We start from the raw sequence: 13,211 nt of genomic DNA, 5'->3' as shown, positions 1-13,211 counted from the left end.
GGCAAGGACGCGGGATCAGTCCCGCGTCACCCGCAGTAGCTCGGCACGTGACGTCACGCCGGTCTTGACCAGCCGCTCCCCGTCCTCGCGCATCGAGCGCAGCCCGCCGCGCTCGGCCGCCACGAAGAGCTGGCTCTCGGGTGCGCGGTTGTGCACCAGCGAGCGTATCGTGTCGTCCGCCACCAGCAGCTCGAAGATGCCGGTGCGGCCCTGGTAGCCGGTCTGGCCGCAGGCGTCGCAGCCCACGGGGCCGGCCTCGTCGCCCACCGCTGTGGGCACGGCGCACACCGGGCAGAGGCGGCGCACCAGCCGCTGCGCCAGCACGCCCAGCAGCGACGAGCTCAGCAGGAAAGGCTCCACCCCCATGTCGGTCAGCCGCGTGACCGCGCTGACCGAATCGTTGGTGTGCAGCGTGGCCAGCACCAGGTGGCCGGTGAGCGAGGCCTGGATCGCGATCTGGGCCGTCTCGAAATCGCGGATCTCGCCGATCATGATGACGTCCGGGTCCTGCCGCAGGATGGCGCGCAGGGCCTTGGCGAAGGTGAGGTCGATCTTGGCGTTGACCTGGGTCTGGCCGACGCCGGGGAGCTCGTACTCGATCGGGTCCTCCACGGTCATGATGTTGCTGTGGGCCGAGTCGAGGCGGCCGAGCGCGGCGTAGAGGGTGGTGGTCTTGCCCGAGCCGGTCGGCCCGGTGACCAGGATGATGCCGTGCGGCTGGTTGATCAGGTTCAGGAAACGCGCGAGCGTGTCGCCCTGCATGCCGACCGACTCCAGCGTGAGCTTGCTCTCGGACTTGTCCAGAAGGCGCAGCACGGCGCGTTCGCCGTGCGCCGAAGGCAGCGTCGAGACCCGCACGTCCACCGCGCGAGTGCCGATGCGCAGGCTGATGCGCCCGTCCTGCGGCAGCCGCTTCTCGGCGATGTCGAGGTCGGCCATGATCTTCAGCCGCGAGATCAGCGCCGCGTGCAGCGCCCGGTTGGGCTGCACCACCTCGCGCAGCGTGCCGTCGATGCGGAAGCGCACGGACGATGTGCGCTCGTACGGCTCGATGTGGATGTCGCTGGCGCCATCGCGCGCCGCCTGCGTGAGCAGCGCGTTGAGCATGCGGATGATGGGCGCGTCGCCGGCGCTTTCCAGCAGGTCCTCGACCGCGGGCAGCTCCTGCATCATGCGCGACAGGTCGGCGTCGCTCTGCACCTCGCTGACGACCGCGGCGGCGTTCGATTCGCCTTTCGCATACGCGGCCGAGATGCGCTGGGCCAGGTCGACGGGCGTCAGCGGCTCGAAGGCTTTGACGGGGTACTTGCGCACGACTTCGCTGAGTGCGCTCTTGGGCGGCGTCTGCGGCATCCACAGCGTGAGGGCGCCGTCGTCCGATTCTTCCAGCAGCAGTTGCTGGGTGCGCGCGAAGGCATAAGGCAGGGGATAGCGCATGGCTCTAACCTCAGGGCAGTTCGCGCCCCGTGGAGGGGTCGGCGGTGGGCGGCAGCGCGCCCTTGAGCGGGGCACCGCCGGGCAGCGGCACATGCTGCGGCGGCAGCGGCGGCGGGATCAGCTGGGTGCCTTCGATGCGGCGCGAAGGGTCGCCCTGCCTGACAGCCGGCAGCGGTGGCAGGACCGCCGATTCGCGCACCGCGTTCAGCATCGGGTTGTCGGTCGATGGCTGCTGGATCTGCTGCAGTGCGCGCAAGGCGTCGTAGCGGTCGGCGGTGATGGCGTCGCCGGAGAGCTGGTCGCGCACGACCGTGGGCCGCAGGAACACCATCAGGTTGGTCTTCCTGCGGTTGCGCACCTCGCTCTTGAAGAGGTTGCCGAGCACTGGAACGTCGCCCAGGCCGGGGACCTTCTCCTGGGAGTTCGAGTACTCGTCGGACAAGAGACCGCCCAGCACGATGATGTTGCCGTCGTCGACCAGCACGTTCGACTCGATCGAGCGCTTGGTGGTGGTGGGACCGTTGATGTTGTTGACGGTGGACGCGACCACGCTGGAGACCTCCTGGAAGATCTGCATCTTGACGGTGCCGGTCTCGCTGATCTGCGGGCGCACGCGCAGCGTCAGGCCCACGTCCTTGCGCTCGATGGTCTGGAAGGGGTTGACGGTGTTGGTGTTGGCGCCGGTGTTGGTGTACTGGCCGGTGACGAAGGGCACGTTCTGGCCCACCACGATCTTGGCCTCTTCGTTGTCCAGCGTGAGCAGGTTCGGCGTGGACAGCACGTTGCCCTCGCCGTTGCTGGCCAGGAAGCGGGCCAGGAAGCCCAGCACGTACTGGCCGTTGTCGCCGTAGCGGTGGCCGATGCCGAAGTTGAAGCCGCTGGAGGGCCGGGTCGCGGCATTGCCGGTGGCCAGGCCGACCGCCAGGTCGATGATGTTGGCCCCGCCCAGGCTGGAGTTGGTACCGATCACGCCGACGTTGCGGTCGCCGGTGTTGCCCAGGCCGGCTTGCCACTGGATGCCGAACTCGGCCGCCTTGTCGGCGTTGACTTCGACGATCAGGCTTTCGATCAGGACCTGCGCGCGGCGGCTGTCGAGCCGGTCGATGACGGCACGCAACTGGCGGTAGAGCGGCTCGGGCGCGCTGATGATCAGCGAGTTGGTGGCCGGATCGGCCTGGATCTGCCCGCCCGTGGAGACCGGGGCGGTGGTGCTGACCGGCGTGGTGGCGGCGCTCAGGCCGCCGCCGGCGCCGGCCATCTGGGTGAGCTGCTGCTGTTGTTGCTGCTGCTGAGCCCCCGCCGTGATCGGGCTCGTGCCGCCTGGGCCCTGGGCACCGGGCGTACCCGCCTGTGCGCTCGTCAGCGCGGCGCGCAGCGTGGTGGCGATCCGCACGGCGTCGGCGTTCTTGAGGTAGACCACGTAGATGTTGCCGGCGGCGCCGTTGCCGGAGTCGATGGGTGGGCGGTCGAGCCGGTCGATCAACGTGCGGATGAGCTGCGAGCGCGCGGGGTTGGCGGCACGCATGATGATCGCGTTGCTGCGCGGCTCGGCCAGCAGGGTGGTGCGGAAGGAGGCATCGGTGGTGCCGGGCGCGGCCGCGGGTTGCCCCGGCGCAGTGGCGGTGCCGCCCTCGGCCAGGCGCGTAAGGACTGGCACCAGGTCGGTCGCCACCGAGTGCTTGAGCGGGATGACCTCGACGTCGGAGGCGTTGGGCACATCCAGGGCCGCGATGATGCGGGCCAGCCGGCGCATGTTCTCCGCATAGTCGGTGATCACCAGCGAGTTGTTGCCCGGGTTCACGTTGATCGTGTTGTTGGGCGCGATCAGCGGACGCAGCACCGGCAGCAGATTGTTGGCCGCCTCGTAGTTGAGCCTGAAGACCTGGGTGACGATCTGGTTGCCGGAGAGGCTCGCGGTGGCGGAGGTCGAGGTCGTGACCGCATTGCTCTGCAGCTTGGCGTCGGCCTCGGGCACCACCTTGTAGAGCCCCTCGGACTGCACCACGGCGAAGCCCTGCAGGCGCAGCGCTGCGGCGAACTGGTTGAAGGCGGCGGCAGGCGAGATCGGCCGATCGGTCTGCAGGTTGATCGTGCCCTTGACGCGCGGGTCGACCACCACGTCGCGCCCGGTCACGACCGCCATCGTGCGCGCCACCGATTCGATTTCGGCATTGGTGAAGTTCAGCGTGATCGGCTCGCCGCGGCGCGGCGGCGGGGCGCTTTCCTGCGCGAAGGCGGCCGGCATGCAGGCGGCGGCCAGCAGGTGCACCGCGAGGGCGACGGTGCACAGGCGCATGGCGCTGGTGGATGGTGATTTCATGGTCATCCCAGAGTGATGATCGAGCGCGCGCCCTCGCGTCGGCCGATGATGTTCAACAAGTTCGACAGCGCGTCCTCGCGCCCCGGCGCGGCGCTGGCCTCGCCGTCGAAACGCAGGGCCCGGCCGTTCCAGCGGCCGCTGCCATTGAGCTGCAGACTGCCCTCTCGCGTGGTCAGCAGCAGGGTGGGCGAGGACCCGCCTTCGAGCGTGATGCGGTAGCTGCCCATCGGCTTGAGGGTCGACAGGCTGGAAGAGATGTCCATGGCGTCGAGCGTGGCGCGTCCGGCCAGCCGGAGCTGCTCGCCGCTCCACTGCATCACGAAGGCCTGCATCGACAGATCGAGCACGCCTTCGGGCTTGAGCGTGTTCCAGGGCGCGCCGAAGCCGCTGAGCAGCGCGGCCGGCCACCGGGAGCGGCCGTCCGCCCAGGTCAGTTGCAGGCCGCTGGGGCGCGGCTGGGCCCTGAACTGCAGCGGCTGCGGCGCGCAGCAGGGGATCTGCAGCGTTGCCGCCACGCCGTCCCAGCGCGGGCGCAGGGTCCAGGCGATGGTGCCGGGCAGGGAGATCGCTTCGGCCCCGCCGGCGCCGCTGGCGAACACCACGCCGCCGGTGCCGTTCCAGACCGTGCCGCGCGCGTTGACCAGCTGCAGGTGGCCGTCGCTCCAGCGCGCCAGGCCGGCGGCGAGCCAGCGCGCCGGTGCGTAGAGCGAGAACGCGAGCAGCGCACCGAGCAGGACGCCGAGCAGAGCCCAGCCGCGGCCAGTGGTGGCGCTGCGGGCGGAGGGGGTGCGTCGGGTGGCCATTCGAACTCAACGGGGCGGCAGGCCCATGACCAGCGTGCCGTCCCAGCGCACGACGGGGCGCTCGGTGCTCCTGGCGCCCGCCGCCGGAGCAGCGCCGCCGGGGGCCGGCGCGCTTTGCGCGCTACGTGCAAGGTGTGCTTCGCGCGGGACGGCGCGCGCATTGCTGCGGGCCTGGGCCAGCCATTGGGCGAGGGTGTCGGCGGGGACGGTGCGCACCGCGACCGTGATGCCGTCGCCGGAGGCAGCGGGCTGCAGCTGCGCGTTGGGCCCGAGGCTTTGTCGCACCGAGCTTTCGAGGGCGCGCACCGCATCGTCGCGGCTCGCGCGCGGCTGGGCCTGCAGGGCCTTGGCCTGGGTCTGCAACGTGGTCATCTGCTGCAACTGAGCGTCGAGCCTGGCGTGCTCGGCAGGCGCCGCGGACAGCGTGCGCAGTGCCGGCGCCAGCGCCACCCACCACAGCAGGGCCAGCAGCACCAGCGCAGCCGCCGCCCCGATCAGGCGCTGTTCGCGCGGCTCCAGCTCGAGCCACCAGGCCTGCCAGCGCGCTTCCAGGGATTCGAGCCAGTTCATCGCGGCGCCTCCGCCTGGACCAGCAGCAGGTCGCCCTCGCTGCGCGCGTTGTAGCCGCGCGCCGACAGGGTCGCCGCCACCTGATTGGCTTCGGAGGGCTGCAGGCCCAGGCCGCGCAGGCGCAGCTGACCCGCGGTGTAGTCGATGGCGCTCGGGACCCGCCCCGACGGCAGGCTGGTGGCGACCGCGCTGAGCATGGGCTCGAGGTCGATCACCGACACGCCGCCCGTGGCCTGCTGCAGCGTCGCGACCTCGCGCACCATCTGTACCGGAGCGTCGACCACCAGCTGCACCGAGGGGAAGGTCTGCTTGAGGATGTTGTTCACTTGCGCCCGCTTGTTGTCGAGCGCGTTGCGCTCTTTCCAGGCCCACGCGTTGAGGCCGATGAGCTGCGTCAGCACCAGCACCAGTGCGCCCCAGCGCGCGAGCCGCCATTCGGGCCCGTGCCACAGCGCACGCCAGATCGCCACCAGCTTCTTGCTGGCGCGCGCGCGGCCGGTGGAGGCGAGGTCGAATTGCGCGAGATCCCAGGGCGAGCGGCTGGCCTGCAGCCAGCGCGCGGGCGGCGGGACGATCGGCACGCGCCGTCCCAGCAGGCTTTCCGCGAGCTCGGCGACAGCCGGCTCGGCCAGCATCGCCGTGCCTTCGGGCACCGTGCCGACGAGCGCGGCACCGGCGGGATCGAGCGGCAGCGGGGTCACGCCTTCGGTGTCGCAGACCACCAGCTGCGCGGTGCCGGGCTCGCCGATGGCGAAGATCATCGGTGCCGCGCCGGCCGGTTGCGGCGTGAATTCGGGAACGATGCGCGTGACACGGCGGCCCGCGCTCTCGACGGCCTGCACCACGCTGCTCAGCCACTGCCGGTTGCAGGCAGCGACCCAGACGGGCACGCCCGCGCGCGGGTCCGGCTGCAGCGCGAAGTGCAGCTGTTCGGGGTCATCGAGCAGCCGGTCTTCGAGCAGGCCGTTGAGCACCGAGCGCAGGCGCACACCGCTGCTCATGCTCCCTTGCGGCAGGGTGACCTGGTGCCAGGACAGGGTGGCAGCCGGCACACACAGGATCAGTTCGTCGCCGCTCGGCAGCAGGGCCGGTGGCGCGCTGCCTTGGGAGCGCAGCTTGCGGCCGTCGCTGGACCATACCGCCCAGCCGTAGTCGCCGCCGGCAGGCGCAGGAGGAAGGGGAGCGGTGACGAGCAGGAGGGCCATGATCGAGAGGGGTCGCCATTGTAGGAGGACGGCTTACATCCAATGCTACAAAGTTGATAGCGCTTTCTGCCCATGGCATGGGCGCTGCGGTGCATTTAATCCCATAAGCGTGACCAAAAGTTTCCGCTCAGGACTTCGGCGCAATGGACGTGGCGCCCGCGCCACGTTCGCGCCAGATGATTCGCAGCTCGAGGTTGTCGCGCTGGAGCAGCGAATGTTCCTCGACCCAGGCGTTGTCCAGCCGGAGCCGGCCTTGCACCTCGAAGAAGCGGGTCGAGACGCTGTGCTGCGTGCTGTTGAATTGGCCGGAGCCTTGGGCGAGCACCTTGTTGGCGTCTTCCTGTGTTCGGAAGTAACGCGTCGCGCGCTGGGCGACGACGCGCTTGGCGCTCGCCAGGTCGAGAGAGGGCACGCTGGCCGCCAACGCCTCGGCGCTGGCGGTGTTGATGTTGAGCGGCGTGCGCGCGGGCAGGATGGTGACGTAGGGTTCCAGCGCCGTCACGGTGGAGGGCGACAGCCCAAGCCAGATCAGTTGAGACGTGCGCTGCGGCAGCAGCGGGCCGGAGGCCGAGGTGTCCGCGGTGGGCTGCGCGCCAGTTCCTGTGCCAGTTCCGGTTCCAGTTCCAGTTCCAGTTCCAGTTCCGGTTCCGGTTCCTGTACCCGTACCCGTACCCGTACCCGTACCCGTACCCGTACCAGTGCCAGTGCCCGTGCCTGTGCCTGTGCCTGTGCCAGCGGAGGCCGCTGGTGGCAGGGCACGCCTGAGCTGCGCCGCGAGTACCGGCACCTCCTGCACGGGAAGCCCGAGCATCTCGAACAGCTTGGTGAAGACGGCGATCTCTGCCGGTACCGGCGCGCCGTTCAGCACCATGTTCATCACATTGAGCTTGGATTGCGCGTCGACGATGCGGCCCTGGAGAAAGGCTTCGGGCAAGCCCTCCAGCGCGTCGCTGGCGATGTTCTTGTCTGCCGCGAGAAAGCTCGACAGCTTGGCTTCCTCCAGCGGCACGGCCCAGGGCTCGGCCAGGTGGTCCGCGCCGCCGCCGGCAGCGGCAGGGGCGCGGGCGTCCTCGCGCAGGATCAGGCGCGACCAGTCGAGCGCGCCCACCAGCACCCAGGCCGATTGCACTCGCCCGCGTTCGGCCGCCTCGACCTCGACGGCGCGCCATTGCTGCCAGAGCGACGCCGCGGCGAAGGTGGCAACCAGCGTGACCGTGAGCATGGCGGTCAGCAAGGCCGCGCCGCGCTGCGGTCGTGATGAGAGGTGAGCAGGCCGCTTCATGAAGACTTGGGTGCCGAGGCGGTGGGCCGCACCCAGTCGCGCGTAAGCACGCCGGCGAGCGCCGGGCCGGGCGGAAGGCTCAGTACCAGGCGCACGCCGTCTGGCAATGGCGTGCCGGCGCCGAGCGCCGCGGCGCCCACGGCAGGGCCCCAGACGTCATTGCGGAAGTAGAAGAGCTGCCAGGCATCGAGCGGCATCAGGCCGAGCTCGGTGCCGCGCACCTCGTTGCTGCTGCTGCTGTTGTCCTGGCCCCAGGCGGCGGCGTGGTCCCAGGCCTGCTGCCATTCGGGGCGGCCGGTGAGGCCGGGCGACTGCCAGCGGTACCAGCGGGCGACGCCCGCGGCATCGGCCCGCAGGGTCCATGCCACCACGTAGACCACCGGCAGCGCGCTGTCGGTGCTGCGGCGGGTGAGGCGCAGCGTGCGGCCGTCCCAGTCCATCGCGCGGGTCTGCGCCAGGGCGACCGTGGCGTCGAGGTCGGCGGTCCATTGCGACAGCGCCGTCTGCAGCGTCAGCACGGCGTCGCTGCGCTCGCGGTTGATGGACTGGGCGCGCGCCATGCCTTCGAGCCCTTGCCAGCTGACCAGCGCGAGCAGCGCCATGACGGTGATCGCCACCAGCAGTTCGATCAGCGTGAAGCCGCGGGTGGCGCGCGTCGTCGTCATCAGAAGCGCCCCACGACGGTAGAAAGCCGCAGCACCGGCGCCTCGGCTGCGTCGCGCACCTGCACGTCGACGCGCCGGAAATTCGGATTCAGCGTGGGCGTTGTGGAGATCGTGACGGCGAAGCTGGTGTTGGCCTGGGTGCAGACCAGGCCGGCATCGCCGACGGCCGGCATCTGGCGCGCGAGGCGGGCCTTGATGAGCTCGTTTTCGGCGCAGAGCTGTGCCAGTAGCAGGTCCGACTGCCGCTGCGCATTGCGCGTGATCGCGTTCGTGGCCTGCGTGCCCGCGGCCAGCGCGATCGCGATGATGCCCAGCGCCACCAGCACCTCGACCAGGGTGAAGCCGCGACTTCGGCCGCGCTTCGCCTTCGGAGCGGCCGTGCGGGTCACTGGAGCACCTTCGCCTGCGGCTACGGTGCTATCCGCCTTCGGAGCGGCCGTGCGGCTCATCAGAACACCTTCGCCTGCGGCTACGGTGCTATTCGCCTTCGGAGCGGCCGTGCGGCTCATGGCGTGGTCACCGCAAAGGGCCGCAGGCCATCGGTGGCGATGCGCAGGGTGCGCGCAGGCGGGCCCTCCGACGTGAGCAGCACCTGCTGCGCCGCGATGATCGGATCGGGGCCCAGCTGCAGCGCCGCAATGGGCGAGCCGTTTCCTGCCAGCGGCTGCGCCACGATGTCGGCGGAAAGCCAGGCCGTGGGCAGCGTGCCGGGCGGCAGGCCATCGAAGATGAAGCTGGTGGGTCCCTCCGGCGTCGTGCGCCATCGAACCGCGATGCCGCTGGCACGCGACTGGGCGCGCGCCGCTTCGAGCAGGGCCGAAAGACGCTCGGCTTCGCGATCCAGGGTTTCCTGGCCGGTGTTGCGCAACGCGAGACCGACGCCGGCCGTGGCGATCGCGATGATGGCGATCACCACGAGCAGCTCGATCAGGGTGAAGCCGCCGGGCCCCCGGCGGTGGGCGCTGTCGGAGCGGGAAGCGACGCGCCTACTGCCAGCTGCCGATATCGGCATTCTTGCCTTCGCCGCCGGGCTGGCCGTCAGGGCCGAGCGAGAACACGTCGATCTCGCCCTTCAGGCCGGGGTTCATGTACTGGTAGGGGCGGCCCCAAGGGTCATTGGGCAGCTTCTCGATGTAGGGCTTCCAGTTGGGCGCGGCGGGACCGGTGGTGGGGCGCGCGAGCAGCGCCTGCAGGCCCTGCTCGGCCGTCGGGTAGCGCTGGTTGTCGAGCCGGTAGAGCTTGAGTGCCTGCATCAGGTTGTTGACGTCGGTGCGGGCGGCGGTCACGCGCGCGTCGTCGGCGCGCTCGATCACGTTGGGCACGATCAATGCCGCGAGCACGCCGATGATGACCAGCACGACCATCAGCTCGATAAGGGTGAAGCCTCGCTGCAGGGTCCGCGCGAGAGGGCGTTGAAAAAGGGACATGAAAATGGGAGGAGGGGTGAGGAATGCGCGTGGGCGCCTGCGCTGAATGATAATCCCGCCTCATGGCAGCTTCCTACGCCCCCGCCCGCTGGCCCTCGGCCACTGCGACCACCGTCTTGTGGGCCCTGGCCGCGGCGAGCATCGTGTTCTGGGGGCTGCGGCTGATGTCTCCGTCCGATGCGGTTGCGCCGCCCGCCTTGAGCAGCAACGCCGCGGTGGCGGTGGATCCGGCGGCGGTCGCGCAAATGCTGGGCGTGGTGCCGAGCCAGGCCGACGTCGTGGCAACGCCCGATGCCGCCAGCCGTTTCCAATTGCTCGGCGTCGTCGCTGACGCCGACCTGCAGGGCGCGGCGCTGATCGCCGTCGATGGCAAGCCCCCGCGGCCCTTCCGCGTCGGCGCCAAGGTGGCGGATGGCTATGTGCTGCATTCGGTCAGCGCACGGGCCGCATCGCTGGGCGCGAGCGTCGATGCCACGCCGGCCTTCACGCTGCAACTGCCGGCGCGGCCACTCGCCGTCAACGGACCGCCGCCTTCCGTGTCCGATGCGCCCCAGCCGGTGGTCGCGCCGCCGGAGCGTGGCGGCATCCGGCGCTAGGCCTGCAGGAACAGCCGATAGACCGGATTGCCGGTTTCCTCCACGAACGGATAGTCCAGCGTCCGCAGGAACTCGTCGAAGACAGCGTGGTCGGCCGCCGGGACCTGCAGCCCGACCAGGATGCGGCCGTAGTCGGCGCCCTGGTTGCGGTAGTGGAAGAGGCTGATGTTCCAGGTGGGCCGCATGAGGCTCAGGAACTTGAGCAGCGCGCCGGGCCGTTCCGGGAACACGAAGCTCAGCAGCCGCTCGTCATGCGCCAGGCCGCTGCGACCGCCCACCATGTGGCGGATGTGCTCCTTGGCGAGCTCGTTGTGCGTGAGGTCGATGACGCCGTAGCCGTGGGCCAGGAAGGTCTCGGTGATGGTCTTCGACTCGCCGCGGGTCTGGGTGGTCAAGCCCACGAACACGTGCGCCTCCCTGGCGTCGCTGATCCGGTAGTTGAACTCGGTCACGCTGCGCGAGGCGCCGGGCAACTGCCCCACCAGCTCGCAGAAGCGCCGGAAGCTGCCGCGCTCCTCGGGGATGGTGACGGCGAACAGGGCCTCGCGCTCCTCGCCCACCTCCGCGCGCTCGGCCACGAAGCGCAGCCGATCGAAGTTCATGTTGGCGCCGCAAAGGATGGCCGCGTAGGTCTGGCCCTGCGTGCCGTGTGCCTCGACGTACTGCTTGATCGCCGCCACTGCCAGTGCACCGGCGGGCTCGACGATGCTGCGGGTGTCGATGAACACGTCCTTGATGCCGGCGCACACCGCGTCGGTATCGACGGTGATGAACTCGTCCACCAGCTCGCGGGAGATCCGGAAGGTCTCCTCGCCGACCAGCTTGACCGCGGTGCCATCGGAGAACAGGCCGACATCGGCCAGCGTCACCCGTTCGCGGGCGGCGACGGAGCGCAGCATCGCGTCCGAATCGTTCATCTGGACGCCGATCACCTTGATCTCGGGTCGCACGGCCTTGATGTAGTTGGCAACGCCCGAGATCAATCCGCCGCCCCCGATGGCGACGAAGACCGCGTCTAGCGGGCCCTGGTGCTGGCGCAGGATCTCCATCGCGATCGTCCCCTGGCCGGCGATGACGTCCGGGTCGTCGAAAGGGTGCACGAAGACGAGCCTGTGAAGCTTCTGCTGCTCCAGCGCGTAGGCGTAGGCTTCGGAGTAGCTGTCGCCGTGCAGCTGCACTTCTCCGCCGAGCGCGCGCACGGCATCGATCTTGAGCTGCGGCGTGGTCACCGGCATCACGACCACGGCCCGCGCACCGAGCTTGCGGGCGCTGAGCGCGACGCCCTGGGCATGGTTGCCGGCCGACGCGCAGATCACGCCCCTGGCGAGCTGTTCGGGGCTGAGATGCGCCATCTTGTTGTAGGCGCCGCGCAGCTTGAAGCTGAACACTGCCTGCTGGTCCTCCCGCTTGAGCAGCACGGTGTTGCCCAGCCGCGCGCTCAAGGCCTGTGCCGGCTCGAGCGCCGACTCCACCGCCACGTCGTAGACACGGGCCGTGAGGATCTTCTTCAGGTAGTCGGCAGGGGACAGCGGGGCAGGCGGGGTGGACATAGGGTCCGGATCATAGGCCCGCCATCCCCCTGCCGCGGGTCCAAGAAAAAAGCCCCGGGCCTTGCGGCTCGGGGCTAAATCCACCAATTGGGAGGGTGGAGGAGACAACCGGTACACACGTTTCCGTGTGCGATGAAATAAAGTATATCGACTCTTTGTTGCGTTGCAACAAGCGAGTGACGCTTTTCCAACACAAATCGACGTCAGCGTGATTTTTCTTGCTGCGCGTCGTGACTCTGGAGCCTTGCAAGGATGGAATGTACAGTGAGCTGGACCGGCGGCGCGGGGACGCTGTCGGCCATGGGTTTCGTCGCCGAGACCGGCAGCGGCCATGTCTTGATGATGGACGGCGCGCCGGATGCGGCAAAGCCCGAGAACGGCGGCCGGAACCTGGCCGCCCGGCCGATGGAAACGGTGCTCGCCGGCACTGGCGGCTGCACTGCCTACGATGTGGTGCTGATCCTGAAGCGAGGCCGGCATCAGGTCGAGCGCGTCAGCGTCAAGCTGAGCAGCGAGCGAGCAGAGAAAGATCCGAAGGTCTTCACCAAGATCCACATGCACTTCACGGTGGCGGGAAAGGGCATTCCGGCCGCCGCCGTCGAGCGCGCGATCGCGCTGAGCCACGATACCTACTGCTCGGCGAGCGTCATGCTGGCCAAGACCGCCGAGATCACGACCAGCTTCGATCTCATCGACACCTGAGCGCACCGGACTCCGCTCATATCCGATGGGCGACGGTGGTCATCACCCGGGCCGCCAGGCGCATCAGGGCCTTGGCTGGCGCCGGTAATTCCTGCGCGCCGGCGCTCCAGGCATGTGCCGCATGGCGCGCCTCGTCCAGCTTCATCTGGTTGACCACGGCGCGCGAGGCTGTATCGCCCGCAGGCAGGCGATCGAGGTGGCCGTCGAGATGAGCCTCGACCTGCCGTTCGGTCTCCGCGACGAATCCAAGGCTCAAGGGATCGCCCAGCCGGCCGGCCACGAGACCGAGCCCGAAGGCGCCCAGGTACCAAAGGGGATTCAGCGCCGAGGCGCGCGCGCCCAGTTCCTCGAGCCGTTGCTGCGTCCAGGCGAGGTGGTCCGTCTCCTCGCGCGCGGCCTCGTCGAAGTGCGCCCGCAACTTCGGGTCCCGCGTGACCGCCGCTTGCGCCGTGTACAGGGCCTGCGCACAGACCTCCCCGACATGATTCACCCGCATCAATGCGCCGGCTTCGCGGCGCTCGGCCAGGCTGAGCTCGATGCCCGGGCTGGCAGGCTGCGGCACTGCGCGGGTGGCATGGGGTTTCGCAAACAAGGTACGCAGGGCCGCATCCGCAGTACCCAGGAAAGCGTCGAGCGAGGGCGTCATGGCGCGAT

Annotated in this window: 14 protein-coding genes; 2 read left to right on the top strand and 12 right to left on the bottom strand. The window is 69.6% G+C overall.

The window, feature by feature from the left end; translation table 11 throughout:
- Positions 1 to 15: 15 nt before the first annotated feature.
- From gspE to gspG, 10 genes are all read right to left on the bottom strand, one after another.
- A complete protein-coding gene (gene gspE / locus ACMGEZ_RS22860; RefSeq protein ID WP_436824568.1) occupies positions 16 to 1,437 on the bottom strand; it encodes a type II secretion system ATPase GspE in 1,422 nt (473 codons plus the stop codon).
- A gap of 10 nt (positions 1,438 to 1,447) precedes the next feature.
- On the bottom strand, positions 1,448 to 3,757 hold the full coding sequence (gene gspD, locus ACMGEZ_RS22855; protein ID WP_436824567.1) for a type II secretion system secretin GspD: 2,310 nt from the start codon (positions 3,755 to 3,757) through the stop codon (positions 1,448 to 1,450).
- 2 nt (positions 3,758 to 3,759) lie between these two features.
- Positions 3,760 to 4,560 carry a type II secretion system protein N gene (gene gspN, locus ACMGEZ_RS22850; RefSeq protein ID WP_436824566.1) on the bottom strand — a complete coding sequence of 267 codons (801 nt, stop codon included), beginning with the start codon at positions 4,558 to 4,560 and terminating at the stop codon, positions 3,760 to 3,762.
- A gap of 6 nt (positions 4,561 to 4,566) precedes the next feature.
- On the bottom strand, positions 4,567 to 5,130 hold the full coding sequence (locus tag ACMGEZ_RS22845) for a type II secretion system protein M (protein ID WP_436824565.1): 564 nt from the start codon (positions 5,128 to 5,130) through the stop codon (positions 4,567 to 4,569).
- Entirely contained in the window at positions 5,127 to 6,335 is a 1,209-nt protein-coding gene (gene gspL, locus ACMGEZ_RS22840) for a type II secretion system protein GspL (protein ID WP_436824564.1), read from the bottom strand. Before gspL ends, ACMGEZ_RS22845 begins: the two co-directional genes overlap by 4 nt.
- Positions 6,336 to 6,462: 127 nt before the next feature.
- Positions 6,463 to 7,617: a type II secretion system minor pseudopilin GspK gene (gspK, locus tag ACMGEZ_RS22835; RefSeq protein ID WP_436824563.1), complete on the bottom strand. Its 1,155-nt coding sequence runs from the start codon at positions 7,615 to 7,617 to the stop codon at positions 6,463 to 6,465.
- Positions 7,614 to 8,282 (bottom strand): PulJ/GspJ family protein, encoded by a 669-nt coding sequence (locus ACMGEZ_RS22830; protein ID WP_436824562.1) that lies wholly within the window; start codon positions 8,280 to 8,282, stop codon positions 7,614 to 7,616. The genes gspK and ACMGEZ_RS22830 overlap by 4 nt, the downstream gene beginning before the upstream one ends.
- A complete protein-coding gene (gene gspI, locus ACMGEZ_RS22825) occupies positions 8,282 to 8,731 on the bottom strand; it encodes a type II secretion system minor pseudopilin GspI (RefSeq protein WP_436824561.1) in 450 nt (149 codons plus the stop codon). Before gspI ends, ACMGEZ_RS22830 begins: the two co-directional genes overlap by 1 nt.
- Positions 8,732 to 8,787: 56 nt before the next feature.
- A complete protein-coding gene (locus tag ACMGEZ_RS22820; RefSeq protein WP_436824560.1) occupies positions 8,788 to 9,294 on the bottom strand; it encodes a prepilin-type N-terminal cleavage/methylation domain-containing protein in 507 nt (168 codons plus the stop codon).
- Positions 9,269 to 9,709 carry a type II secretion system major pseudopilin GspG gene (gene gspG / locus ACMGEZ_RS22815; protein ID WP_436824559.1) on the bottom strand — a complete coding sequence of 147 codons (441 nt, stop codon included), beginning with the start codon at positions 9,707 to 9,709 and terminating at the stop codon, positions 9,269 to 9,271. The genes ACMGEZ_RS22820 and gspG overlap by 26 nt, the downstream gene beginning before the upstream one ends.
- Before the next feature lie 62 nt (positions 9,710 to 9,771).
- Between gspG and ACMGEZ_RS22810 the strand changes: the two genes are divergently transcribed.
- Positions 9,772 to 10,305: a type II secretion system protein N gene (locus ACMGEZ_RS22810; protein WP_436824558.1), complete on the top strand. Its 534-nt coding sequence runs from the start codon at positions 9,772 to 9,774 to the stop codon at positions 10,303 to 10,305.
- On the opposite strand, the gene ilvA is transcribed toward ACMGEZ_RS22810, so the two are convergent.
- On the bottom strand, positions 10,302 to 11,855 hold the full coding sequence (gene ilvA / locus ACMGEZ_RS22805) for a threonine ammonia-lyase, biosynthetic (protein ID WP_436824557.1): 1,554 nt from the start codon (positions 11,853 to 11,855) through the stop codon (positions 10,302 to 10,304). The two genes, ACMGEZ_RS22810 and ilvA, sit on opposite strands and share 4 nt — an antisense overlap.
- 252 nt (positions 11,856 to 12,107) lie before the next feature.
- Between ilvA and ACMGEZ_RS22800 the strand changes: the two genes are divergently transcribed.
- Positions 12,108 to 12,557: an OsmC family protein gene (locus ACMGEZ_RS22800; RefSeq protein WP_436824556.1), complete on the top strand. Its 450-nt coding sequence runs from the start codon at positions 12,108 to 12,110 to the stop codon at positions 12,555 to 12,557.
- Positions 12,558 to 12,573: 16 nt separating this feature from the next.
- Here ACMGEZ_RS22800 and coq7 read toward each other — a convergent pair whose 3' ends face one another.
- The gene (gene coq7, locus ACMGEZ_RS22795; protein ID WP_436824555.1) at positions 12,574 to 13,203 is read right to left on the bottom strand and encodes a 2-polyprenyl-3-methyl-6-methoxy-1,4-benzoquinone monooxygenase; all 630 of its coding nucleotides are present in this window, start codon (positions 13,201 to 13,203) and stop codon (positions 12,574 to 12,576) included.
- Positions 13,204 to 13,211: the final 8 nt, after the last annotated feature.

The sequence above is a fragment of the Variovorax stachyos genome (assembly GCF_051400855.1).
Taxonomy (GTDB): Bacteria; Pseudomonadota; Gammaproteobacteria; order Burkholderiales; family Burkholderiaceae_C; genus Variovorax.
Note: the sequence above shows the minus strand (reverse complement) of the source record. Positions and strands in the feature narration are given on the sequence as shown.